Origin of the sequence: Treponema primitia ZAS-1 (assembly GCF_000297095.1) — a bacterium.
Classification (GTDB): Bacteria; Spirochaetota; Spirochaetia; order Treponematales; family Breznakiellaceae; genus Termitinema; species Termitinema primitia_A.
This window is the reverse complement of the sequence record NZ_AEEA01000170.1, coordinates 47,591-70,584: the sequence shown is the minus strand read 5'-3', so window position 1 is coordinate 70,584 and position 22,994 is coordinate 47,591. Positions and strand designations below refer to the sequence as shown.

20 protein-coding genes are annotated in these 22,994 nt (G+C 51.1%); 12 read left to right on the top strand and 8 right to left on the bottom strand.

Going from position 1 to position 22,994, the window contains the following annotated elements:
• Window positions 1–4: 4 nt before the first annotated feature.
• The 3 genes from iolD to iolG (TPRIMZ1_RS0116985) are packed head-to-tail and all read right to left on the bottom strand — an operon-like array spanning window position 5 to window position 3,773.
• Entirely contained in the window at window positions 5–1,885 is a 1,881-nt protein-coding gene (gene iolD / locus TPRIMZ1_RS0116995) for a 3D-(3,5/4)-trihydroxycyclohexane-1,2-dione acylhydrolase (decyclizing) (RefSeq protein ID WP_010263559.1), read from the bottom strand.
• Window positions 1,886–1,913: 28 nt separating this feature from the next.
• Complete coding sequence (locus tag TPRIMZ1_RS0116990; RefSeq protein ID WP_010263558.1) at window positions 1,914–2,723, bottom strand: 5-deoxy-glucuronate isomerase; 810 nt, start codon at window positions 2,721–2,723, stop codon at window positions 1,914–1,916.
• Between the two features lie 24 nt (window positions 2,724–2,747).
• Window positions 2,748–3,773 (bottom strand): inositol 2-dehydrogenase, encoded by a 1,026-nt coding sequence (gene iolG / locus TPRIMZ1_RS0116985; RefSeq protein WP_010263557.1) that lies wholly within the window; start codon window positions 3,771–3,773, stop codon window positions 2,748–2,750.
• 383 nt (window positions 3,774–4,156) lie between these two features.
• Here iolG (TPRIMZ1_RS0116985) and TPRIMZ1_RS0116980 point away from each other — a divergent pair, with 383 nt between their 5' ends.
• The 6 genes from TPRIMZ1_RS0116980 (at window position 4,157) to iolG (TPRIMZ1_RS0116955) (ending at window position 10,960) form a co-directional block, all read left to right on the top strand.
• Window positions 4,157–5,101 carry a substrate-binding domain-containing protein gene (locus TPRIMZ1_RS0116980; protein WP_010263556.1) on the top strand — a complete coding sequence of 315 codons (945 nt, stop codon included), beginning with the start codon at window positions 4,157–4,159 and terminating at the stop codon, window positions 5,099–5,101.
• A 147-nt stretch (window positions 5,102–5,248) separates the two neighbouring features.
• A complete protein-coding gene (locus tag TPRIMZ1_RS0116975; protein WP_010263555.1) occupies window positions 5,249–6,784 on the top strand; it encodes a sugar ABC transporter ATP-binding protein in 1,536 nt (511 codons plus the stop codon).
• Complete coding sequence (locus tag TPRIMZ1_RS0116970; protein ID WP_010263554.1) at window positions 6,781–7,752, top strand: ABC transporter permease; 972 nt, start codon at window positions 6,781–6,783, stop codon at window positions 7,750–7,752. Before TPRIMZ1_RS0116975 ends, TPRIMZ1_RS0116970 begins: the two co-directional genes overlap by 4 nt.
• A 21-nt stretch (window positions 7,753–7,773) precedes the next feature.
• A complete protein-coding gene (locus tag TPRIMZ1_RS0116965) occupies window positions 7,774–8,640 on the top strand; it encodes a TIM barrel protein (protein WP_026043782.1) in 867 nt (288 codons plus the stop codon).
• 89 nt (window positions 8,641–8,729) lie between these two features.
• Window positions 8,730–9,725: a LacI family DNA-binding transcriptional regulator gene (locus TPRIMZ1_RS0116960; protein WP_010263552.1), complete on the top strand. Its 996-nt coding sequence runs from the start codon at window positions 8,730–8,732 to the stop codon at window positions 9,723–9,725.
• Window positions 9,726–9,946: 221 nt separating this feature from the next.
• The gene (gene iolG, locus TPRIMZ1_RS0116955) at window positions 9,947–10,960 is read left to right on the top strand and encodes an inositol 2-dehydrogenase (RefSeq protein WP_010263551.1); all 1,014 of its coding nucleotides are present in this window, start codon (window positions 9,947–9,949) and stop codon (window positions 10,958–10,960) included.
• Between the two features lie 49 nt (window positions 10,961–11,009).
• On the opposite strand, the gene TPRIMZ1_RS0116950 is transcribed toward iolG (TPRIMZ1_RS0116955), so the two are convergent.
• A complete protein-coding gene (locus tag TPRIMZ1_RS0116950; RefSeq protein WP_010263550.1) occupies window positions 11,010–12,266 on the bottom strand; it encodes a uroporphyrinogen decarboxylase family protein in 1,257 nt (418 codons plus the stop codon).
• 243 nt (window positions 12,267–12,509) lie between these two features.
• Here TPRIMZ1_RS0116950 and TPRIMZ1_RS0116945 point away from each other — a divergent pair, with 243 nt between their 5' ends.
• Both TPRIMZ1_RS0116945 and TPRIMZ1_RS0116940 read left to right on the top strand, forming a co-directional pair.
• On the top strand, window positions 12,510–13,337 hold the full coding sequence (locus tag TPRIMZ1_RS0116945; RefSeq protein ID WP_010263549.1) for a transketolase: 828 nt from the start codon (window positions 12,510–12,512) through the stop codon (window positions 13,335–13,337).
• 3 nt (window positions 13,338–13,340) lie between these two features.
• A complete protein-coding gene (locus tag TPRIMZ1_RS0116940) occupies window positions 13,341–14,291 on the top strand; it encodes a transketolase family protein (RefSeq protein ID WP_010263548.1) in 951 nt (316 codons plus the stop codon).
• Between the two features lie 56 nt (window positions 14,292–14,347).
• Here TPRIMZ1_RS0116940 and TPRIMZ1_RS0116935 read toward each other — a convergent pair whose 3' ends face one another.
• From TPRIMZ1_RS0116935 to TPRIMZ1_RS0116920, 4 genes are all read right to left on the bottom strand, one after another.
• The gene (locus TPRIMZ1_RS0116935) at window positions 14,348–14,833 is read right to left on the bottom strand and encodes a YchJ family protein (protein WP_010263547.1); all 486 of its coding nucleotides are present in this window, start codon (window positions 14,831–14,833) and stop codon (window positions 14,348–14,350) included.
• A gap of 84 nt (window positions 14,834–14,917) precedes the next feature.
• The gene (locus TPRIMZ1_RS0116930; RefSeq protein WP_010263546.1) at window positions 14,918–16,288 is read right to left on the bottom strand and encodes a pyridoxal-phosphate dependent enzyme; all 1,371 of its coding nucleotides are present in this window, start codon (window positions 16,286–16,288) and stop codon (window positions 14,918–14,920) included.
• A gap of 11 nt (window positions 16,289–16,299) precedes the next feature.
• Window positions 16,300–17,412 carry an iron-containing alcohol dehydrogenase family protein gene (locus TPRIMZ1_RS0116925; RefSeq protein WP_010263545.1) on the bottom strand — a complete coding sequence of 371 codons (1,113 nt, stop codon included), beginning with the start codon at window positions 17,410–17,412 and terminating at the stop codon, window positions 16,300–16,302.
• 54 nt (window positions 17,413–17,466) lie between these two features.
• Complete coding sequence (locus TPRIMZ1_RS0116920; protein ID WP_100217120.1) at window positions 17,467–18,819, bottom strand: amidohydrolase family protein; 1,353 nt, start codon at window positions 18,817–18,819, stop codon at window positions 17,467–17,469.
• Window positions 18,820–19,044: 225 nt separating this feature from the next.
• Between TPRIMZ1_RS0116920 and TPRIMZ1_RS0116910 the strand changes: the two genes are divergently transcribed.
• Genes TPRIMZ1_RS0116910 through TPRIMZ1_RS0116895 form a run of 4 tightly spaced genes read left to right on the top strand, consistent with a single transcriptional unit; the run spans window position 19,045 to window position 22,983 of the window.
• On the top strand, window positions 19,045–20,217 hold the full coding sequence (locus TPRIMZ1_RS0116910; RefSeq protein WP_198429954.1) for an ABC transporter substrate-binding protein: 1,173 nt from the start codon (window positions 19,045–19,047) through the stop codon (window positions 20,215–20,217).
• A 24-nt stretch (window positions 20,218–20,241) separates the two neighbouring features.
• Window positions 20,242–21,153 carry a branched-chain amino acid ABC transporter permease gene (locus TPRIMZ1_RS0116905; protein ID WP_010263542.1) on the top strand — a complete coding sequence of 304 codons (912 nt, stop codon included), beginning with the start codon at window positions 20,242–20,244 and terminating at the stop codon, window positions 21,151–21,153.
• Window positions 21,154–21,161: 8 nt separating this feature from the next.
• On the top strand, window positions 21,162–22,229 hold the full coding sequence (locus TPRIMZ1_RS0116900; RefSeq protein WP_232616865.1) for a branched-chain amino acid ABC transporter permease: 1,068 nt from the start codon (window positions 21,162–21,164) through the stop codon (window positions 22,227–22,229).
• Entirely contained in the window at window positions 22,213–22,983 is a 771-nt protein-coding gene (locus tag TPRIMZ1_RS0116895) for an ABC transporter ATP-binding protein (protein ID WP_010263540.1), read from the top strand. The genes TPRIMZ1_RS0116900 and TPRIMZ1_RS0116895 overlap by 17 nt, the downstream gene beginning before the upstream one ends.
• Window positions 22,984–22,994 lie beyond the last annotated feature (11 nt).

The window sequence follows — 22,994 nt, the reverse complement described above, 5'->3', positions numbered from 1 at the left end:
TCTCCTAGAATTTTCTTGCCTTGGAAACTTCTGCAGCCATATCCTTTGCTGCCTTTTCAACTTCAGGGTTGGTGGAAACCTGGGCGGTACCAACCCGCCACCAGGATTCATACCCGTGGGTCATGGTCTTAGCGCTGGTCTTAACATCGATCACCACCGATTTTTTGGACGCCAAAGCTTCCTTTACCGCCTTTTCCAGTTCCGCAGGTGTTCTGGCCCGCAGTCCCAGTGCGCCCCAACTTTCGCCGTTTTTGGCGTAGTCCACCTGCACGGAACTTCCTTCCAGGAGCCCGCTGGCTTCATTCCGGGTTTTCCATTCGTTACCAAAGTGGACTATCCCCTGACTATGCTGCAGGTTGTCTATACAGTGGAACCCGGCGTTGTCCAGCACCACGATGATAATTTTCTTACCTTCCTGAACAGCGGTTAGCAATTCCGTGTGGAGCATGGTATAGGCGCCGTCCCCAACCAGGGCGACCACTTCCTTTTCCGGAAAGGCGATTTTTACTCCCAGGGCGGCGGCGACTTCGTAGCCCATGCAGGAGAAGCCGTATTCCATGTGGTAGGTATCCTTTACCCGGGCGCGCCAGACCCGCTGCATATCCGATGGGATGGACCCCGAACCGGACACGGCGATAGCATCCTTGGGGAGGAGCCTATCGTTCAGTTCCCCTAATACCCTGGCCTGGGAAAGCAGGGGCGAACCGTCCGGAGCGGGATTGGCGTCTTCGCTGTAGAGCCGGTCAACCTCGGCCTTCCACTCGGCGCGGACTTCACTAATCCTATCGCCCCAGCTTGATTTGTACCCGGGCGCTGCCTTGGTTAAGGCGTCCAGGGTAAGTTTTGCGTCCGCAATGATAGGCTCGCCGTTCATCTTATAGGCGTCAAAGGGGGCAATGTTGATCCCCAGTATTTTAGCTTCGGGGTGCTGAAAAAGCCATTTGGAGCAGGTGGTAAAGTCTCCCAACCGGGTTCCCACTGCAATGATCAGGTCCGCCTCTTTAGCAATCCTGTTCGCCGAAAGGGCGCCGGTGTTGCCGATCCCCGAAAGATTGTAGGAGTTATCCCAGAGGATGGTTCCCTTTCCGGCCTGGGTTTCCCCGAAGGGGATGTGGTAGGTCTCGCAGAATTTTTCCAGTTCCTTTCCCGCATCGGAGAAGCGCACTCCGCCGCCGCAGATCACCATGGGTTTTTTGGCAGCCTTCAGCATCGCTGCGGCCCTATCGATCTGGCCCTTGGTAGGTATGCGCCGCTCTATGTGGTGGACCCGTTTACCGAGGAATTCCTCGGGATAATCGTAGGCTTCCCCCTGTACATCCTGGGGCAGCGCCACGGTTACCGCTCCGGTTTCCGCAGGATCCGTGAGGACCCGGAATGCGTTGATCATGGCGGTCATAAGCTGTTCCGGCCGCTGCACCCGGTCCCAGTAACGGCTTACCGCGCGGAAGGCATCGCTGGCGGTGCTGGTATAATCGTTGGGACTTTCTACCTGCTGGAGCACCGGATCGGGCTGGCGGCAGGCAAAGGCGTCTCCCGGCAGAAACAGCACGGGTATGCGGTTCACCGTGGCAGTCCCTGCGGCGGGCACCATGTTCAGGGCGCCCGGACCTATGGAACTGCACACCGCCATCATTTGCCGGCGGTTTTTTTGTTTGGCAAAGCCCATGGCCGCGTGACCTGCGCCCTGTTCGTTCTTTGCCTGATAGAACTTTAGTTTGTTATCCTTTGAGGCCAGCGCTTCACCCAGGCCTACCACCACCCCGTGGCCGAATATGCCGAACACACCGGCAACAAATTTGATCTCTTCGCCATCCACTTCAATGTATTGATTGTCCAGAAATCGCAGCAGAGCCTGTGCCATGGTAAGACGTATTGTTTTTCCCATACGGGTTTTCTCCTTACTACTTGTGTATTTATTTTTTTGGCTGCCAGATTTTATCTTCCGGCCCCTGGACCCATTTGTGTTCCTCTATAAATATGGGCGTCTTGGTTGCAGGCCCGTAATGGGCGCCGTCAATGTGACGTATCACCCAGAGATACCACATGGCATAACCCGGAGCGGTAACCTGGGGATGAACTTCCCCTTCCCGTATCAGGATAGTGTCTTTGTCCTTAATGATATAGGGTGTGTCACCGATTGCGGTAAGGCCGAATCCCTGGCTGGGGAGGAAGCGGTAATGGTAAATCTCCGGCTGGGGATGATGATGAGGCGGGTAGCTGGACCACTTGCCGGGTACGCCGATAACTTCGCCGATGACCAGGTTGGACTCCGGCCGATTGGTGTCGTCAAAGACGGTGCGTACCACCCGTGTGGAGGTTTCCCGCATGGTACCTTCTCCCCGGAATTCACTCTTACATTCCTCGGGGGTGTAGAGCTTCGCCTTGATGGGCCGGGGGTTGTCCGTGGCGGTGTAGTAAAACTCCGCCCCCTCTTTTCCCGCGGTAATGGTAACTTCGTTTTTCCCCGGAACCGAAAGACACCAGGGGGAATAATCGAAAAGGTTGGGCCGGGAGATTTCTTTTTCTCCGCCCTCCCAGCTTATTTTTGCGCTTCCCTGGGAGAGCAGCCAAACCCGTTCGTCCGTGGGGGAGTTGCTCCTATAGGTATCCCCCGGGAGGAGCTTTATCACTCCAAAATCCATGAGCATATCCGCAGTCGCCCCGCTTCGGGGTGACAGGGGAGTGTAGCCCCGGTTAAATGGCGGTTTGTGCGGTATTTGCATCCTGTGCCTTCCTTATAAATACTACTATTGTGCCTTGATTTCTTCTATAGAAACAGGGCGTTTTTCCTTAAGAGACTTCAGCGCCGCTAGGGCAGCGTACATATTTGCCAAACCATCTTCACCGCTTACCGCGATAGGCTTGTTGTTCTGTATGGAATCAATAAAGGAGACCATTTCAGCTAAAAAGGCTCCCTTATACCGTTCCAGGAAGAAGTACAGGGGTTTTTCCCCGGTAACACCGGATTCATTGGAAAGTTTGACCGTGTTAGGCGTGTCGTTTTCGGCCTGGGCAGCTCCCTTGGAACCAAAAACTTCCACCCGTTGGTCATACCCGTAGACGGCCTTGCGGGAATTATCGATAACTCCGATGGCGCCATTGGCGAATTTCAGGGTAACGATGGCGGTATCCACATCCCCGGCCTTACCGATTTCCGGATCAACCAGCACATCTCCGGCAGCGTACACTTCGGTGATCTCGCTTCCTGCCTGGAATCTGGCCATATCGAAGTCGTGGATCATCATATCCATGAATATCCCCCCGGAGACCTTAACATACGCAATGGGCGGCGGCGCGGGGTCTCGGGAGCTGATCTTAATAAGATGAACATCACCGATTGCGCCATCCAGAGTGTATTTCCGGATACGGGCAAAATTGTGGTCAAACCGGCGATTAAACCCGATCTGGAGCTTAACCCCCGCCTTTTTGGCTGCATCCAGGGCTGCCTTTACCTTGGTTACGGTCAGATCTATGGGTTTTTCACAGAAGATATGCTTCCCCGCCTGGGCGGCGGCGATGGTGAGGTCCGCGTGGGTATCGGTGGAACTACAAATTATCACCGCTTTTATTTCAGGATCCTTCAAAAGGTCCTGGGGATTTTTGGAAATAATTCTGACTTCAAGTCCCTTTGCCAGAGCTTCCTGCTCAGGGTTCAACATAATATCCGCCAGCCCCTCTAGTTTGGCCTGGGGGATAAAACGGGCAATGTTGTCAATGTGGATTTTACCAATGCGCCCGGCGCCGATAATTCCGATTTTTAATCTATCAGCCATAATACTGCTCCTTGTTTTAGATAACCCTCTATAATTAGCGTATGAAAACGTTGTTATAATAATACATCCAAAATTAAACCTTGTAAACCCATTTTTTATAATTATTGATCCACATTAAATAAAAAAATCTTCAATAAAAAGGCTTGTTTTCCTGTTTTTCCCATTCAGATTTTAAAGAAAATCGTATTCTCCTAGAAGCCAACAGAGGTTTATATTGATTAAATCTTTGTATTATAACAAATTAAAATAACAAATCAAAATACGCATGGTTCAACGATTTTTGTTGACAGATTTAAATAGTAATGGGATACTTATATATGAAAACGTTATTAGACCAATGTTCTGTTTTAGAACATGGAAATAAGATTGGAGGAGGATTTTTTATGAAAAAATCACTATGTGTTTTTGCGGTTGCTCTGATGGTGGCGTCAGGGCTTTTTGCGAACGGAGGTCAGCAGAGCGGAGGGACGCAGAAGATACGCATCGCCTTTGCCCGCAGTGAGTCAAATGATACCTGGCTCTCCTACCTGCACGATGCGTTTGCCGCGGAATTCGCGAACAAACCGGAGTACGAGATCATCTGGTCGGACGGTCAGAATGATGTTACCCGCCAGCAGGACAATGTCAACGCGGCAATCGCCCAGGGTGTAAAGGCGATAGTTGTAGTTCCGGTTGACACCAGCGCGGCTGCTCCCATGACCCGGGCAGCCCAGGAAGCGAAAATTCCCATCATCTACGTAAACCGCAACCCCTATGTTGGTACAACTCCCCCCGCAGGCGTGTACTATTGCGGTTCGGATTCGGTCGTAGCAGGCCGTCAGCAGATGGAATACCTCGGCGAGCAGCTGGGCGGTTCGGGTGAAATCGCTATCCTCATGGGGCAGCTTAACCAGGAAGCGGCCCAGGACAGGACCCGGGGTGTCAAGCAAGTTATCGCGGAAAAATACCCGAACATCAAGGTCGTGGCCGAACAAACCGGTAACTGGATGCGGAACGAAGGCGTCAATGTCACCGAAAACTGGCTCACCGCGTATCCTAATCTGAAAGCCATTGCTTCCAACAACGATGAAATGGCCATGGGCGCCCTTGTGGCGATTGCAAGCACCGGCCGGACAGGAATCCTGGTAGGCGGTACGGACGGGAACCCCGATGCGGTTCAGGCTGTTAAGGACGGCAAGATGGCGTGTTCGGTATTCCAAAACGCGAGAGGCCAGGGGGCTGGAGCCGCCGACTTTGCGATCCGGGCGCTTAAGGGTGAAAAATTGGACCCCATCAAATGGGTACCCTACGAGTTGATTACCAAAAAAAACGCGGACGATTACCTTTAATTCAGATTGTTTTTAGGGGCGATGGCAAATACCAATGGTGTTTGCCGCCGCCTTTTGCAACAGTAAACAGGGCGGTTTTAGAATACGGTGGTTCGAAAGGGCTATGATTTTAGAACCGCAAGCAATGAAAATTACAGGGGCGGACGTATGGCGGATAGTGAATATATCCTTGAAATGAAAAATATTGTTAAAACTTTTCCGGGCGTCCAGGCTCTTCGCGGAGTCGATCTTAAGGTCCGCCCCGGGGAGATTCACGCTCTTTTAGGCGAGAATGGGGCGGGTAAGTCAACGCTTATGAAGTGTATCATCGGCATCCATTCACCTACAAGTGGACAGATCTTTTTTAATGGGAAGGAACTGGGGCATTACAATCCGGCGGAGGCCCTGAAAATGGGAATCTCCATGATCCACCAGGAGCTGAACCCTGTTCTGCACCGGCCCATCATGGAAAATCTCTGGCTGGGTCGGGAGCCGCGAAACAAACTTGGTCTTATTAACCATAAAAAAATGGCGGAAATGACCAGTGAGGTTCTGGAAGAGATATATATGATGGAAGATCCCAGAACTTTGATGTCGGAACTGACTGTTGCCAAAATGCAGATGTGCGAAATCGGGAAGGCCATTTCGTATAATTCAAAATTGATTCTTATGGATGAGCCGACTTCGGCCTTGACAAACCGGGAAGTCGACCAGCTTTTTGTTATCATGCGGAAGCTCAAGGAAAAGGGCACGAGCATGATCTACATTTCCCACAAGCTTGATGAAATATACAAGATTGCGGATATCATCAGCGTCTACCGCGACGGCGAGTATATAGGGACCGGAACGCCGGAGGAATTAAAGGTAGACAAGCTTATCAACATGATGGTGGGCCGGGATGTAAAGGACCAGTTCCCCAAGGAAGTGTGTCCCATAGGCGAGGTCAAACTTGAGGTTAAAAACCTTTCACATAAAAAATATTTTACAGACGTTTCGTTTACCCTACGCAGGGGCGAAATACTCGGCGTTGCGGGTCTTATTGGCGCAGGCCGCAGTGAGGTAATAGAAACCATTTTCGGTGTGCGGCAGAAAAGCGGAGGGCAGATCCTTGTCGATGGCAAGGATGTCAATATCCGCAGGGTCGATGATGCGAAAAAGGCCGGTATGGCCTTTATCACCGAAGACCGGCGGAATTCCGGCATTTTCCCGATGCTGGATATTCAGCTTAACATGGTCATAGGCAGTATCCCCCAGTTTTTGAACAAGACCGGGTTTTTGAGCGAAAAACGTATGCGTGTTATGTGTGATGAATATGTGCAGAAGGTGCAGATAAAAACGCCGGGTCTTGGGCAGCTTATTCAGAATCTTTCGGGCGGGAACCAGCAGAAGGTGCTTGTTGCCCGCTGGCTCATGACCAATCCGGATATTCTTCTGTTTGATGAACCGACGCGGGGCATTGACGTGCTTACCAAAGCCGAGATCCACAGGCTTATTACCCGTCTTGCGGGAGAAGGAAAATCCATTATCATGGTTTCTTCCGAACTGCCGGAAGTGATGGGTATGAGCGACCGGATCATGATCATGCACCAGGGAAAAGTTACCGGCATCATTGACAACAGACCGGATTTGACCCAGGAAGAGTTGATGGCCTATGCCACTAATACCATGGAAGATTATCAGAAACAACAAGGAGTCCAAAAATGACTATTAATGTTAAACGCATAACCCAGAAATACGGCATACTCTTCATTCTGATTGTGATGAGCCTTGTGTTTGCCATCCTGTCCCCGGCCTTTTTAAGTATTCCCAACATCTTGAACATTTTAAATCAAACCGCCATCTGGGGTATCATGGCCCTTGGTATGACCTTTGTCATTGTTGCCAAGGGTATCGATCTTTCGGTCGGTTCCGTGCTTGCTTTTTCCGGCCTTATTGCGGCGAGTCTCGCGCAGGTACCCGCGCAGATGAAGCTGTACCAGAATTTGCCCCAATTGCCGCTTATCATTCCGATACTTGCGGGGCTTCTTATCGGGGCGCTTTGCGGGGCGGTGAACGGAGCGCTTATTGCCTTTACAAGAATCCCGGCCTTTATCGCTACCCTGGGGATGATGACCGTGGTGCGCGGTTTTGCTCTTATCTATTCAAATGCGCGTCCGGTGAGTAACCTGACCCCCGCAATGAACGCCATAGGCAGCAGGGTGTTTGGTATCCCTGTTCCGATTCTGATTTACCTCTTTATGTTTATCGTGAGTTATATTCTGTTAAACAAAACACGGTTTGGCAAAAATACATTCGCAATTGGCGGCAATATTACTGCGGCGGAAGTGTCCGGCGTAAACGTGCCGAAAAACCTGGTACTGATCTACGCGTACTGCGGTCTCCTCGCTGGTATCGCGGCCATTGTCTTTGCCGGGCGCGTAGGCAGCGTTCATCCCGGCGCGGCGGACGGCTACGAGTTGACGGCTATTGCCGCTACTACCATAGGCGGGACCTCCCATTCGGGCGGTATCGGTACCATCGGGGGCGCGTTAATCGGCGCCCTGGTACTATCGGTTATGCGTAACGGCATGACACTCCTTGGGTTCTCTCCCTACAGCCAGAAAATACTGGAAGGTGTTATCATTGTAGGTGCGGTTGTTATTGATATGCGCAAAAACGCAAGGAAAGCCTAGTACTTCGTGTAAGGAGTTTTTATGTTGACAAGAAAACGTGTTGCTTTAAACCGGATCATTTCACCGTCCCAGAACTTTGCGGAGTTCATTAAATTTACCGCCGGACTAGGCCTTTCCCAGGTAGAACTTCGTAACGACCTGCCGGGAAAATCAAAGATAGGGGATATTATTGACAGGCTAAAACCCGTAGAGGCGCTGAAGATAAGCCGGGGGGAAGGGGTTAAGATCATTACGATCAATGCCTTGCAGAAATTCAATCTGCCTGCCAAGCGGGAGACCTGCCTTGCGGAGTTGGAACAGCTTCTGGAACTTTGTGCGGCTATTGAATGTCCGGCCCTGGTGTTGTGCCCCAATAACGAGAAAAGTGATAAACGAACTCCGAAGCAGAAGTACCTGGATACCGTGGATGCCTTGGGGGACTATGGACCCCTGTTTATTAAATACGGTATAACCGGCTATGTGGAAGCCCTTGGCTTCGGGATCTCTTCCCTCGCATCCCTGCCGCCTATTGTCGGCGCCATTAAGGCATCGGGCTATGGCTGTTACCGGGTATTGTTGGATACCTTCCACCATTACATCGGTCCGGATGATAAGAGCATATTCGGTATGGACGGTCTTGGCGCTTCCTATGAGCTGCCCTACACCGGCTTAGTACATATTTCCGGTGTTGAAGATGATATTCCGGTGGAAAAATTCCTGGATGGTAATCGTGTTCTGGTAGGCCCCAAGGATAAAATGGGTAATAAAGAATTGATACAAAGACTGGATACCCTGGGATATCAGGGCGCTTTCTCCTATGAGCCCTTTGGCCCGGTGGTACAGAAACTGTCGCCGATACAATTAGCCGCGGCGCTGGAGGCTAGCCTTAAGTACCTGGGGGTAAAATAAAGTTTTCCGGAAAGAACACCCTTTTTTTAAAAGCAGTATTGTATGTCGCCTGCTATTGTGGTACATAATAGCAAAGTGGGGTAAAAGGGATGGTTAGCATTAAGGATATTGCCAAACAAGTTGGGGTATCCGTTTCTACAGTATCACGGGTGGCGAACGGAAAAAAATACGTTACCCAAAAAAAGCGTGAACAGATCCTCAAACTCATTGAAGAAACCGGATATGTACCCAACAAGGCTGCTAGGAACATGGTTCTGCAGCGAAGCTTTACGGTGGGTATTGTGATTCCTTATACCTTTAATATATTTCAAAGGCAGCTTTTTTCAATAGTAGAGCGGCATTTGGAATCATTTGGGTACCATACGCTGTTTTTCTTTGTAAAGTTTGACGATATTAGTGAAAAGGATTGTCTGGATCGGCTAAAGTCTGAAAAACTGGACGGGGTTATCCTGATCCAGGAGATCAGAAACCCGGTTTTTTATGAATCCCTTAACCGATTGCAGCTTCCCGTGGTTGTTTCGACCTTTAGTTTTCCCGATATTCCTTCCATACATGTTGATGAAGAACAAGCCTCCATGGCAGCGGTAAACCACCTTATCGGTCTGGGGCATCGCAAGATTAATATGATATGCGCCAGCAATTTTACCTTTGGTAAACTGCGGGTGGAGGGGTATTATAAGGCCCTGGAAACAGCAGGAATTGAACGGGATGAAAGCCGGGTGCTCTTTGCACCTTACTATACTGCAGAATCCGGTATGTATACCATGCGGGAACTGCTTCTCCGGAACCGGGATTTTTCCGCTATTTATGCAGCCACTGATGAATTAGCCCTCGGGGTTATACGGATTTTGAAGGACGAAGGTTTGCGGGTTCCTGATGACATTTCGGTGGTGGGTTTCGATGACATTGAAATATCGGATTATTTGATCCCCCGGCTAACCACCATACGCCAGCCACTGGAAGAAATTGGCGGACAGACCGCACTGATCCTGCACCGGACAATAACCGGGACTCCTGCCTTTAAACAAGAACTGGTCCTTCCCTACAAGCTGATAATACGGGAATCTACGGCACGAAAAAACTAAGAACCCTTTGATAAAACGATGGATTCATCTAGAACCCTAAATAGTTTCACAAAACACAGAAAAAGCTTGACAGTTCAAAAAAACAAACCTATTATTATGATAACGTTTGCATAAACAGATAAATCCTGAATACAAAATGAGATTGCTGGCGGGGTTCATGGACCGGTGGGTGAAAATGGTGCCGTAAAATCGATCCTGAAATAAACATGAAGGAGTTTCCTATGGGTAAGGTCCGTATTGGTTCTGTTGGACTTGGACGTTTGGGCTTGCAGCACGCGGAGAATATCGCGGGAAGGATTCAGAACGCTGAACTTATCGCGATCTGTGATGTGGATAAACCAAAAGTGGAGGAGACTGCTCGGCGGCTTGGGGTTAAACACCAGTTTACTTCCTTTGATGATCTTGTCGCCTGTAAAGATGTGGACGCCATAGTGGTGGTTTCTCCTTCCGCTCTGCATACCGGGCAAATAGCGGCGGCCATGAAAGCCGGGAAACATGTATTCTCGGAGAAACCCCTTGGGGTTACCGTGGCGGAATGTAAGGAAGCGGAGAAGGCGGTAGAAGCCCACCCCGATTTGGTATTTATGCTGGGCTTTATGCGCCGCTTCGACGAGTCCTATAAATACGCCCATGACAAGGTTGTTGCCGGGGAAATCGGTAAGCCCGTGCTGTTCCGTTCCTACAGCCAGGATCCGGAAAAATTTATCCAGGGTTCCATCGCCTTTGCACCCCATTCGGGGGGTGAGTTCCTCGACATGTCGGTCCATGATATCGATCTGGCAAGGTGGTTCACCGGCTCAGAACCGGAGACGGTGTATGCAATCGGCGGCTGTTATGCCCATCCGGAATTTGCCGCTTACAAAGACGGGGACAATGTATCCTGCCTGATGAAATTCAAAAACGATTGTATGGTATTCCTTTTTGCAGGCCGTACCGCCCCCCACGGTTATAACGTGGAAACCGAGATAATCGGAACCAAGGGAATCCTCCGGATCGCTTCAATACCCCAGAAAAATCTGGTGGAAGTCCTCGATAGTCACGGAGTCAGGCGGGAGTGCAGTGAGAATTTCCTGGAGCGCTTTGCCACCGCCTATGTTAATGAGGTGCAGGAATTTGTCAATTGTATTGTTGAAAAACGCAAGCCCACAGTGACGGTGTATGATGGAACCAAGGTTTCAGAAATTGCCTATACCTGTAAGGCGGCTTTTGAGAGCGGGGAGCTGCTTAAGTTTTGACGAATAAACAGGCTCCTGGGGTCCGCAGAGCTTGCTCTGCGGAGCTTCATTATTTTCCCCCGTTAAATTCCTTAACCGCCTCCACCATGGCAACAATATTGGGGATAGGCGTATTTGCCTGAATATTATGAATGGTATTAAAAACATAGCCGCCGCCCTTGGAAAATATCTTCAGCCGCTCCAGCACTTCCTTGCGCACATCCTCCGGGGTTCCAAAGGGCAGGGTCTTTTGAGTATTTACACCGCCGCCCCAGAAGACCATGTCCTTGCCATAGGTATCCTTTAGCCTTTGGGGATCCATTCCTTCCGCTGAACATTGAACCGGGTTAAGCGCATCAATACCCGCTTCTATCATATAGGGGATGATGGGGAAAATACCGCCGCAACAATGTTTGATGACCTTCCATTCGGTATTGCTGTGTATCCAGTCGGTAACTTTTTTATAGTGGGGTACATACATGGTTTTAAAGGTTTCGGGATTAATGAGAGGTCCCCGTTGGCTGCCAAAATCTGTACCGCAGATATAGACGACATCCAGATCATTGCCAAAAACGGCATAGTATTTTTTAAAACTCTCAATTGCCCGTTCGGTTTCGATTTCAAATACCTCATTTACATAATCGGGGTAGAGGAGGGGCGCGGTGTACCATTCGGTAATATCCCGTATGCCCTTTGGATGTTTAACATTTGGTCCCGGAATATTGTTGGCATCTCCAAAGCCAAAATAGCCGGGGCTTACCTGAATTGCCCTGCTGTCCTTACGGTAAACAGCTATTCGTTTTTTATGGAATTCCAACATTTCATCGGATACCACGGGAAAATCCTCCACCTGGTCTAAGGGGTTAGCATTGTCCTCGTCGAAAGGCGGGGAACGCTGCAGGTTATCAAAATAGAACCCGCCTGCCGGGATATACCCGGAGGGTTCCACGCTGGTATCTCCAAAGGGATAAATGTAGGTACCGCCCTTGTCATCATCCTTTAAGGCGCAGCCTCCGGGAATCAGTACCTTTTCGCCCAGATAGGTCCATTCCCGCCAATCCTGGTTTATATTTCCGAAGGTATCGCCATAGGGGTCCAGTTCCTGTACATCGCAGCCCATGATATCCATGAGATCCGGTTCCATGATCCCAACCATGGTGGACATATCCTTTATTTTAATAGGTTTGTCCGCTAGGCCATAGTATTCACGTAACCGTTTCATGGTGATGGCGTTAATATTCGAGCAACAAAAGTTACCGAAATCTACTGGGACTTGGTCCGCTTCTTTGTGGGCAAATGCCGCCTTTACGCGTTCTCTGGAAGTCATAGGTTCTCCTTATTATCTCAACTTGATGTTAACTAATATGCAATCGTTATCATAACTATATCAACTGTTTTTTTGCCTGTCAAGCAAAAATGTAGCCGAAATAACCGGTTGACATTGACAAAATATTGATTTATATAGAATATGCAAACGTTATCACATGGCGCATTGAAGAATGCAGGCTTTTCCGCCTGTATGCATGTGTTTTCTGTTATGATAGATTATACCTAAATAGGAGTCTGATATATGGATAAAGAAAAATTGGCTTATTTAAAAGGTCAGGCCAAGGAGATCCGTAAGCTTACCATCGAAGAAATTGGTACCTTTGGATCCGGCCATATCGGGGGCGCCATGTCCATCGCGGATGTGCTTGCCCTTCTGTATTTTCACCGCATGAAGGTTGATCCTGCCCAGCCCCGGCTGAAGGACCGGGATCAACTGGTGGTTTCCAAGGGACACGCGGGACCGGTGGTGTACGCTACCCTGGCTCTGAAGGGCTTTTTCCCCAAGGATTGGCTTAAGACCCTTAACCAGGGGGGCACCAGGCTTCCCAGCCACTGCGACCGGAACCAGACCCCCGGCATTGATATGACCGCCGGTTCCCTGGGCCAGGGTTTTTCCGCCGCCCTGGGTATAGCCTTGGGGCTTCGTATCGACAAGAGCCCCTCTCGGGTTTATACGATAATCGGCGATGGCGAGTCCGACGAAGGACAGATCTGGGAAGGCGCTCTTTTCGGCGCAGCCCAACATATTTCAAATATCACCGCCTTTACGGATTACAATAAACAGCAGCTTGACGGCTTTACCAAGGATATTGTGGATCTGGGGGATCTCACGGCGAAATGGGCTTCCTTCGGCTGGTTTACCCAAGAGGTGGACGGCCACGATATAGCGGCCCTGGACGAGGCGATTGAAAAATCCCTAGCCCAGAAGGATAAGCCTTCGATGATCATCATGAACACCATCAAAGGCAAGGGTTGTAACTTCGCCGAAGGAATCGAGAAGAATCACAGCATGGCCTTCGACCTTGTTAAGGCTAAAGAAGCCATTGCTGCCCTGGACGCAAAGGAGTAAAACGTGGAAACAAAAGCAACTGCAGTTGCAGAAATACGCGCCGCATATGTTGATACTTTGACTGAATTGGCGGCAAAAAATAGCAATATCGTGGTTTTGGAAGCGGACCTTATGAGCTGTACCAACACCGGAGTTTTCAAAAAGGCCTACCCGGACCGGTTTTATAACGTGGGTATCGCCGAAGCTAATATGGTAGGAATTGCCGCAGGGCTTTCCTCGGTGGGGAAGATTCCCTTCGCCGCCACCTTTGGCTGCTTCGCTTCCCGGCGGGTTTACGATCAGTTTTTCATTTCCGCCAATTATGCCAAGCTGAACGTTAAGTTGGTTGGTACCGATCCCGGGGTTACCGCGGCTGCAAACGGCGGTACCCACATGCCCTTTGAGGATCTTGCCCTGATGCGGGCCATACCGGGCTTAACCATTGTAGAACCCTCCGACGCCTGGAGCGGCGCTGCCTTTGTCAGGGAAGCGGTGGAAACCTACGGCTGTGTGTACTTCCGGTTCCCCCGCAAACCGGTTCCGGTACTGTATACGGAAAATGATAAGTTCCAGTTCGGGAAAGCCAAGCTTATTAAACCGGGTAAGGATGTCCTTTTCGTAGCCCTGGGGAGCCTCATGGTGAACGAATCCCTTAAAGCCCGGGAAAGCCTGGCTGCTGAAGGGATCGACGCCGGGGTTCTGGACGTGCTTACCCTTAAGCCCATAGACCGGGAAGCGATACTATCGGAAGCCGGTAAGGTAAAGGCGGTAATCAGCGCCGAAAACCACCAGATTAACAACGGTCTTGGCAGTGCTGTGGCGGAGATCCTTGCGGAAGACGGTTTCCGGGGCAAGTTTGCCCGGATCGGCATCCGGGACGAGTTTGGGGAAGTTGGTTCCCAGGACTACCTGACCAAGCGCTTCGGGTTGGACTCCGGGTCGCTGGCCGCTAAGGCGAAGGAACTGCTTAAGTAGCTTTTTGGAAACAGACGAAATTTCAAGCGGCGGTGTGCGATGCGCATCGCCGCTTTTTATTTACCGCAGCAGTGTTTATACTTCTTCCCGCTCCCGCAGGGGCAGGGTTCGTTGCGCCCCACCTTGGGGGCAGCCCGGACTATGGTCTTTGGGACTATATCCCCCTCGTCGTAGAACCACTGGCTGTCAATTTTTTTAAACTTGGCCTCCTCGTGGTGGATATCCCGCAGACCGTCCCGTTCATAGGAGGCTTCAAACTCCACGGTTCCTGTGGTGTCGGCGCTTCCGCCCTTGGTAACCGAAAGTACCTTTAGCCCGAGCCACCGGGAGCCTTCACTCCAGGCCCGAGTTTCCTTTACATCGATTTTATCCTTGCCTTCCTGGACACAGGTATCCACAATGTAATCAATAGCGTGTTCCGCATAGGCAGTGTAACGGCTCCGCATCAACGCTTCCGCAGTGGGGGGCTTTTGGATCCCGGTGATGTAGGGTTCGCAGCATTCAGCGTAGGTACGGCCAGAACCGCAGGGGCAAGATTTCATAGATATAACTCCTATTTAGTGCGGTGGCTACCGCACAGATTAATTGAAGCGAAACTTCTCGTTTCGCATTACTCCTTACTATTATTATAGGGTATCGGCCAGGGCGGAAAGTTCCACCGGGATAGTCCTGTATGTGCAGCTGCGGCCCAGGGCGTTTTTTATAGCCGCCGGAGCCGGGACGGGGCCGACCAGGGGTTCCACGGTTTCCGCAAACTTTGCCGGATGGGCGGTTGCCAATACCGCTAAGGGGCCTTCGACCGGAGCGCTTCCGGCGGCTAGTATATCCACTGCCCGCCAGCCCACGGCGCCGTGGGGATCGAGGAAATAAGCAGAACTGTCGTGGACTGCAGCTATGGTTTTCCGGGTATCCTCATCGGATACATGAACGCCGCGGATCATGTTCCGCAGCTGCTCAAGGGTCCATTGGGCGGCCATGCGTTCAAAGTTACTGGGGGCGCCCACATCCATGGCGTTGGAAATGGTTGCCTGGGATAAGCGGGCATGGTACTCTCCGCTTTCCAGATAATCCGGCACCGTTTTGTTGATATTAGTGGCGGCTATGAAACCCCGGATGGGGGCGCCCATCTTTAGCGCGTAGAGCCCCGCAGTAAGGTTACCGAAGTTGCCGCTGGGCACACAAAAGGTGATGGGGATTCCGGCTTTAACACCGTAGGTCGTAACGGTTTTGGAAGCCCCTTGGCCGTCCGGCGCCCGGGGGGTGGCCTCACCATCGCTGTCGATTTTGCCGGCAAAGGCTTTGCCTGCGGCGGCGCTGTAGTAGATTGCCTGGGGGATGAGCCGGGCTGCGTTGATGGAGTTGGCGGAAGAAAGGACCAGCCGTTTCCGCAGGCCTTCATCGCCAAAGGCGGCTTTTACCAAGGCCTGACAGTCGTCAAAGCTGCCCTCCACTGCAAGTGCATCGATATTCCCGCCGAGACCGGAGATCTGTTTTTCCTGCAGCGGCGTTACCCGGCCTTTGGGGTAGAGCACCGTTACGGAAATGCCCTCCACTCCGTAGAAGCCGTCGGCAACCGCACCGCCGGTATCTCCGGAGGTGGCCACCAGTATCCGCAGGGGTTTGTTCTCACCGCGGCGGAGGTAGGAAAAGGCCCGGGCCATAAACCGGGCGCCGAAATCCTTAAAAGCGGCGGTGGGGCCATGGAAAAGTTCCAACACCAGCCTATCCCCCACGCTCACCAGGGGCGCCGCAAAGGGATAGGCCGAGTGGACCAGATCCTCTAAAACGGAGTCTGGCAGTTCCGGGTGGACATAGGGGCGGATAGTTTCAAAGGCGATATCGAAAAAATCCATGGTCCCCAGGGAATTCTTTATTTTTCCCGGATAGGAAGGGATCTCTTCAGGTATGAAGAGCCCACCGTCCGGGGCAAGGCCGGTGAGGGCGGCCACAGAAAAACTGACCGGGTTCGACCGGCTTCTGGTACTGTAATAATGCATAAAACCCTGTCTTATCCTATAGATTTTTTGAATATCCCCAACAAATCTTCTTTTTCAAGAATGAATATGCAGTTGGCGATATTTTTTGCTTTGGAAGCCTGTTCAGCGCAGCGTTCCAGTTCGGCGGTTTCAAAATGTTCCTTCTTACCCAGCAGACTGTCGAGAACCCCGGCAAATTCATCCAGGGACTTCATACCCAGGGCAGATACAATTTCCGGAATACGCGTAGTATTACTGGTTTTTTCTTTTTCTTCTATTACCTTCAGATATTCTGCGAAAATCAGGCCATTGGCCCTGCCGTGATCAATGTTGTGATTATAGGTAAGGGTATAACCCATGGGGTGAACCGCAGTTGTTCCCGTATGGGCGATAACCATTCCGGCGAGCATGGAACCGTAGAGCAGCTTTTCCCGTATATCCGGGCTGATATTCTGATCCCCGATCAGACAGTCAAAACATTCTGCGATGACAGCAATACTTTCCTTCGCCAGGGCATCGCTTAGGGCAGATGCCTTTACGGAAAGCATCCCCTCCGCCGCGTGGGTAATGGCGTCAATGGCGGTGTTAATAGTGATGGTCCGGCTGAGGCCGAGCGTATACTTGGCGTCCAGAAAGGCGTAACGGGGAAATATGGCGGGTGTATTTACAGAGGTTTTGGTCCGGGCCGCATCATTGGTGAAGACACCGGTGGGCGTTACCTCCGAACCGGTGCCGGCGGTGGTGGGAACCGCGACAATGGGCAGGGCCATGGTAAAGCTTGTGCTGAACAGGGAAGATTTCTCCACCGTATTCAGCGCGAGGACGGCGGCGCCCTTTGCTGCGTCCATGGGAGAACCGCCCCCCAGGGCTGCCACAAAATCGCAGCCCTCCCGTTTTATGGCGTCTGCGGCTTCATAGATACAGTCCACCGTGGGGTTACTCATCACCTTGTCATATAAAAAGTAGGATTGTCCGTTAGCCTCCAGGGCGCGTAGCATATCCGCTAGGGAACCGTTGGCCCTGGCGGAGTTTTTTCCGCTTATAATCAACGCCTTTTTCCCCAACTCTTTGAGGAGGGCTCGATTATTGAAGATGCAATCATCTCCCATGATAACCCTGGTGGGCATAAAAAAATTAATTTTCATTTCGGGATCATAGTACCATTAGAATCCGTCCCTAGTCCAGGGCGTTCGCCTTGGCTATTTCAAGGCGTTGGCGATTTTTTCCGAGGCCTGCCGTACTTTTGCGGCAATGGCTTTTACATCAGCGCTTTTCAATACCCGGTTTTCTACGATCCGTTTGCCCCCGATAAACACATCGGTAACATCCGCTCCGGTGGCGCTGTACACGATGTTTGACAGGACGTTTTCGTGTTTGCCAAGCCGCAGGGGCTGCATATGGGGCGCAGCAGTTTCGATCAGAATCATGTCCGCCGATTTTCCCGGCTCAATGGTTCCCAAATCGGCGTCCACCCCAAAGGCCTTAGCTCCGTTTATAGTAGCCATGTTGAGGATGTCCCGTGGGGAGAGGCTTCTGGCGCCGCTGTTGATCGAGTGGAGCAGGGCCATCCCCTTCATCTCCCGGAAAATGTCATTGGAATTGTTCCACATCGCCCCGTCGGTCCCCAGGCATACGGTGATTCCCCGGCGGACCATTTCGGGGATGGGGGCGATACCATCGGCAATCTTCATCTCACAAAGAGGGGTGTTGACCACCGCAACTCCATCTTCCTTCAATTGATTGATCTCCTTATCCGAGGCATGGACAACGTGGGATCCAATAAAGTATTTGTTGAGAATTTTATTTTGGTGCAGATAATCAATCGGGGTGAGGCCATACTTGGTTTCCACCGCGGCGATCCTCCAGTCCGTTTCAGCCAGGTGCATGGTCCGGAACAGCCCTAAGCTTTCCAGTTTTTTATGGATGTCCAGGAGACGCCGGGTTTCAAAATCTTCCTCCGCCGGCAGTCCCGCGATGGGTACTAAGCCCTGTCGCCGGCAGTCTTCCATAAAAACCCGTAGATCCTCTGTGGGAACCAAATCATCCTGGTTGATAAAATCCCGGCGTACATCCTCCACCAGGGCGCCCCGGATGCCGGTTTCGATCATGGCCTTTGCAGAAAACTTGCCCAAGCTCCAATACATATTCTCGCAGAGAAAAGTTGTCCCCGAAAGGAGAGCTTCACAGTAAGTGAGCTGCCGTGAGTAATAGCGGTCCTCATCGGTGATAAATTTTTGGAACCAGTTATGATCGCTGAAGGCTTCGTTCTGCTCCCCCAGGGTCATGCCGTCCCCTAAGCCTTTGCCCAGGGTCATATCCCCGTGGCAGTGGCCGTTAAAAAGGCCGGGCATAAGGATCTTGCCCTCCCCATCTATCCACTGGGCGCATTTTGCAACGAAGTTTCCCGCGCCATCAGTGACGTTAAGGTTTTCCTGTATGATAGCGGCGATACGGCCATCCTTTACCGCCACGGAGCCGATAAAAGGCTCATAGCCGAAATTTGCGGATACGATGATGGCATTGACGATCCCCAGATCGTGTAGTTTACCCATAATGTATTTATACACAAAAACTAGTCTCATGCAAGGTTAACAATTTCATACATAAATGTATGTTTAAACGATTTTAAATTATAACGTATAAATATTCGTAGTTTTAGGAGAATTAAGATGATAATTTGTAATTAAATGCATAAATATGCTTGATTATTATTTTTATTTCCTTTATATTTTCTTATACTCCCATAAAATTATGGAAGCTACAAAAACGGAGGAAAAATGATGAAGAAAAGAAGCGTGTTGCTGGGGGTATTTTCCCTGATGACCCTGGCCTTGTTGTCGGCTGGGGGAGCTAAGGAAAATACGATTAAAATCGGTTTCAATATTCCCTTAACCGGGGATTCCCCCAAGGTTGGGGAAGGGGCCAAGTATGCCGCTGAGCTTATCCTAAAGGATGTAAATGCCGCCGGCGGCTTGGACGTAAAGGGTACGAAGTACAAGTTGGAATTTGTCTACGTAGATAACGAATTTAAGGCGGAGTCGGCCATTCAGGCGGCATACCGGCTTATTGACCAGGATAAGGTGTTGGCGGTTGTGGGCCCCTGCGGTTCCGGCCGGGCCATTCCCGCCGGGCAGGTGAACAACGAAAGCCGGGTTCCCATGGTTTCCCCTTGGGCGACCAATCCGGCGGTTACCCTGAACCGGCCCTATGTGTTCCGCGCCTGTATTCTGGACCCGGTCCAGGCTCCGGCAGCGGTCAGCTTTGCCAAGAGCCAGTTCAGCGCCGTAACCAAGACCGCCATCCTCTATAACCTGGAGGACGACTATTGCAAGACCCTGGCGGAACTCTTTAGGGATAGCTGGGAAAAGACCAATGGCGCCGGTTCGGTGGTGGCCTTTGAAAGCTTTGGTCAGAAGGATCAGGATTTTTCCACCCAGCTAACCCGGATCGTCAATTCCGGGGCGGAACTGCTCTACCTGCCCAATTACTATAACCATATAGCTCTTATCGTTCCTCAAGCCAAGGACTTAGGCTGGGGCGACAAGCCCGTACTGGGCAGCGATGCCTGGGGTTCCGCAGACCTGGTGACCCTGAGCAAGGGTTCAGTGGCGGGGTATTACTTTACCACCCACTATGCCGCTGCCGGCGCTGTTGGTAATACCAAGGCTTTCATTGATCAGTACAAAGCTGCTTACGGGTATACCCCCGACGATGTGGCGGCCCTTTCCTACGATTCAACTCGGATTATCCTTCAGGCCATTCAGACTGCGGGGCTTACCGGGGATCTGACCAAGGATCGCGAGGCAATCCGGGCTGCAATTGCCGGAATGAAGGATTTTGATGGTATTACCGGTAAAATGACCTTCGATGCTAATGGGGATCCCGCCAAACCGGCGGTGGTAGTCCGGATCAACGAAGCCGGTGAATTTGAATACGTAACAAGTCTGTAATTTTATTAACAGGGGAGTATCCCAATGTGGACAACCATTTTACAGAATATTTTTAATGCCCTCCAATGGGGCAGCTTCTATTCAATGATTGCCCTGGGGTACTGCCTGGTTTACGGTGTTTTGCGGCTTATCAATTTTGCCCATGGCGATATTTTTATGGCCGCCTGTTATTTTGCGTTCTTTATCGCCACCGCCCTGCTGCTAAAGATTGTCGGCGGGGGGTGGCTGGTTTTTGCGCTGACCCTGGTGTTTACCATGCTGGTTACCGCTCTCTTGGGCATAACCATTGAGCGGGTCGCCTACCGGCCCCTGCGCCGGAAGGGGGTCAACCGGCTCTATGTGGTCATCACCGCCCTTATGGTGGGCTTTATCCTAGAGAACGGCAACCTGGCCATCCTGGGCGCCAGCGCCCTGCGCTTTCCCGATATTCTGGATAAACAGATTTGGCAGATTGGTCCCCTTACCATTACTAATTTAAAGGTACTGGTTATAATCGCTGCGTTTGTAGTTTTTGGCATTTTGCAGTTTATCGTACACAAGACTACCCTTGGTATGGCCATGCAGGCCATTTCCTACGACAAGTTTGCCATCCCGCTGATGGGGATACCGGTTAACCGGGTTATCACCTTTACATTTGCCCTGGGGTCGAGCCTGGCGGCGGTGGCGGGGATACTTTTTGGCATGTCCTACCCCGTACTGGACCCCTATATGGGGATGATCATTGGCTGGAAAGCCTTTATCGCCGCCGTGGTGGGCGGCATCGGAAACATTAAGGGCGCTTTTATCGGAGGCTTTATCCTGGGCTTTATCGAGATTTTTATCGCCGCCTTCTTTCCTTCGAGTTTTAAGGATCTGGTATCCTTCATTATATTGCTTATTATCCTGGTTCTTAAACCTACGGGATTCTTCGGCGTAGCCCGCAGCACAAAGATATAGGAGCGTCAATGATGGCACTAGTACCGGGATTAAATAAAGGGAAAAACCAAACTAAGCTCATCATTTTTATTGCCGTTGTTATGGTAATAATTGTGCTTCTCTCTTCCTTGGGCTTGATAAATCAGTATATCCAAAGCGTGATCATGTCCATTTGTATCAATATTATTTTTGCGTCGAGCTTAAATATTGTAAACGGTTACATGGGTGAATTTTCCTGCGGACATGCGGGGTTCATGGCTGTGGGGGCCTATGTTTCTTCCGTATTATCACTGATCTTCTTTACGGAAAATAAATTTATCGGTAATCCCCTGTTTCCTCCCCAGACGGCGCTGTTTCTGTTCCCGGTGGTGATCATTGCCGGGGGAATTGCGGCGGCCCTGGCGGGACTTCTGGTGGCTATCCCCTCCTTCAAAACCCGGGACGACTATCTGGCGATTATCACCATTGCTTCAAACTATATCATCACCACCGCCATCAACAATATCAGCGCCATTGGCGCCAGCCGGGGGCTTATGGGGATGAAGAGTACCATGTTTGCCATGAACGATGTACTCCCCCTGCCTTGGATGCTCATATGGATCATGGTCTTTGCGGTGATTTGTGTGATCGCCATTAAACGTCTCATGGGCTCCGTATTGGGGAAGGGGATATCCGCCATCCGCTACGATGAGATATCCGCAGAAATTATGAGCGTTAACACTAACCAGATGAAGCTGCTGGCTTTTATGTTTTCTTCCGGCCTCGCGGGAATTGCCGGGGGGCTCTTTGCCCACATGTTGGGGTTCATCAACCCCGGTTCCTTCAATATTATGAAGTCCACCGAAGGCATGGTGATGGTCTACCTTGGGGGTATGGGCTCCCTTTCGGGCTCCGTTCTTTCGGCAATATTTTTCACCTTCCTGTTAGAATTGCTGCGGCCTCTGCAGATCCTCAAATGGGTCTTTATACCGTTGCTGCTCATTTTACTCATGCAATTCCGCCCCGAGGGCCTTATGGGGAACCGGGAAATTTTGGATGTATTACCAAAACTAAAACTATTTAACCGAGGGGGGAAGGGCAATGGAAAATCAGCTTGAAATTAAAAACCTGACCCATCGTTTCGGCGGCCTCCAGGCTCTTACGGATATCAACCTTGCATTGAAGAAGGGGGAGATCGCCGGACTCATCGGGCCGAATGGCGCGGGGAAAACCACGGTTTTCAATTTGGTGAGCGGATTTTACATTCCCTCCGAGGGGGATATCAACGTTGGCGGGGTGCGGATCAACGGCAAGAAGCCCCACGAGATCGCCGCCATGAAGGTTGGTAGGACCTTTCAGAATATCCGGCTCTGGAGCGAGATGACGGTGCTGGATAATATCCGTATCGCCCAGCATTACCAGTTGGGGTATAATGCGGCGGACGCTTTTTTTAATACCAAGCGCTACCGGGAGCGGGAGGAGAAGATTGCCCTTTCCGCCCGGGAACTGCTGGCGATCTTTCACCTTTCGGAACTGGCGGATGAGTACCCAAAGAATCTGCCCTACGGCATACAACGCCGGGTGGAGATTGCCCGGGCGCTTTCGCTGCAGCCGGATCTGCTCATGCTGGACGAGCCTGCCGCCGGTCTGAGCACCGCCGATGTGGCCGGACTGATCGACTATATCCGCTGGATACACGATACTTTCAAGCTTACCATCTGGATGATCGAACATCAGATGGAAGTTATCATGACCCTGTGCAGTAAAATTACGGTGATTGATTTTGGCAGGGAGATAGCCCAGGGTGATCCGGAAGAAATCCGGAACAACCCGGAGGTGATAAAAGCTTATCTTGGGGATGGAGCGATTTAATGACGGAGACA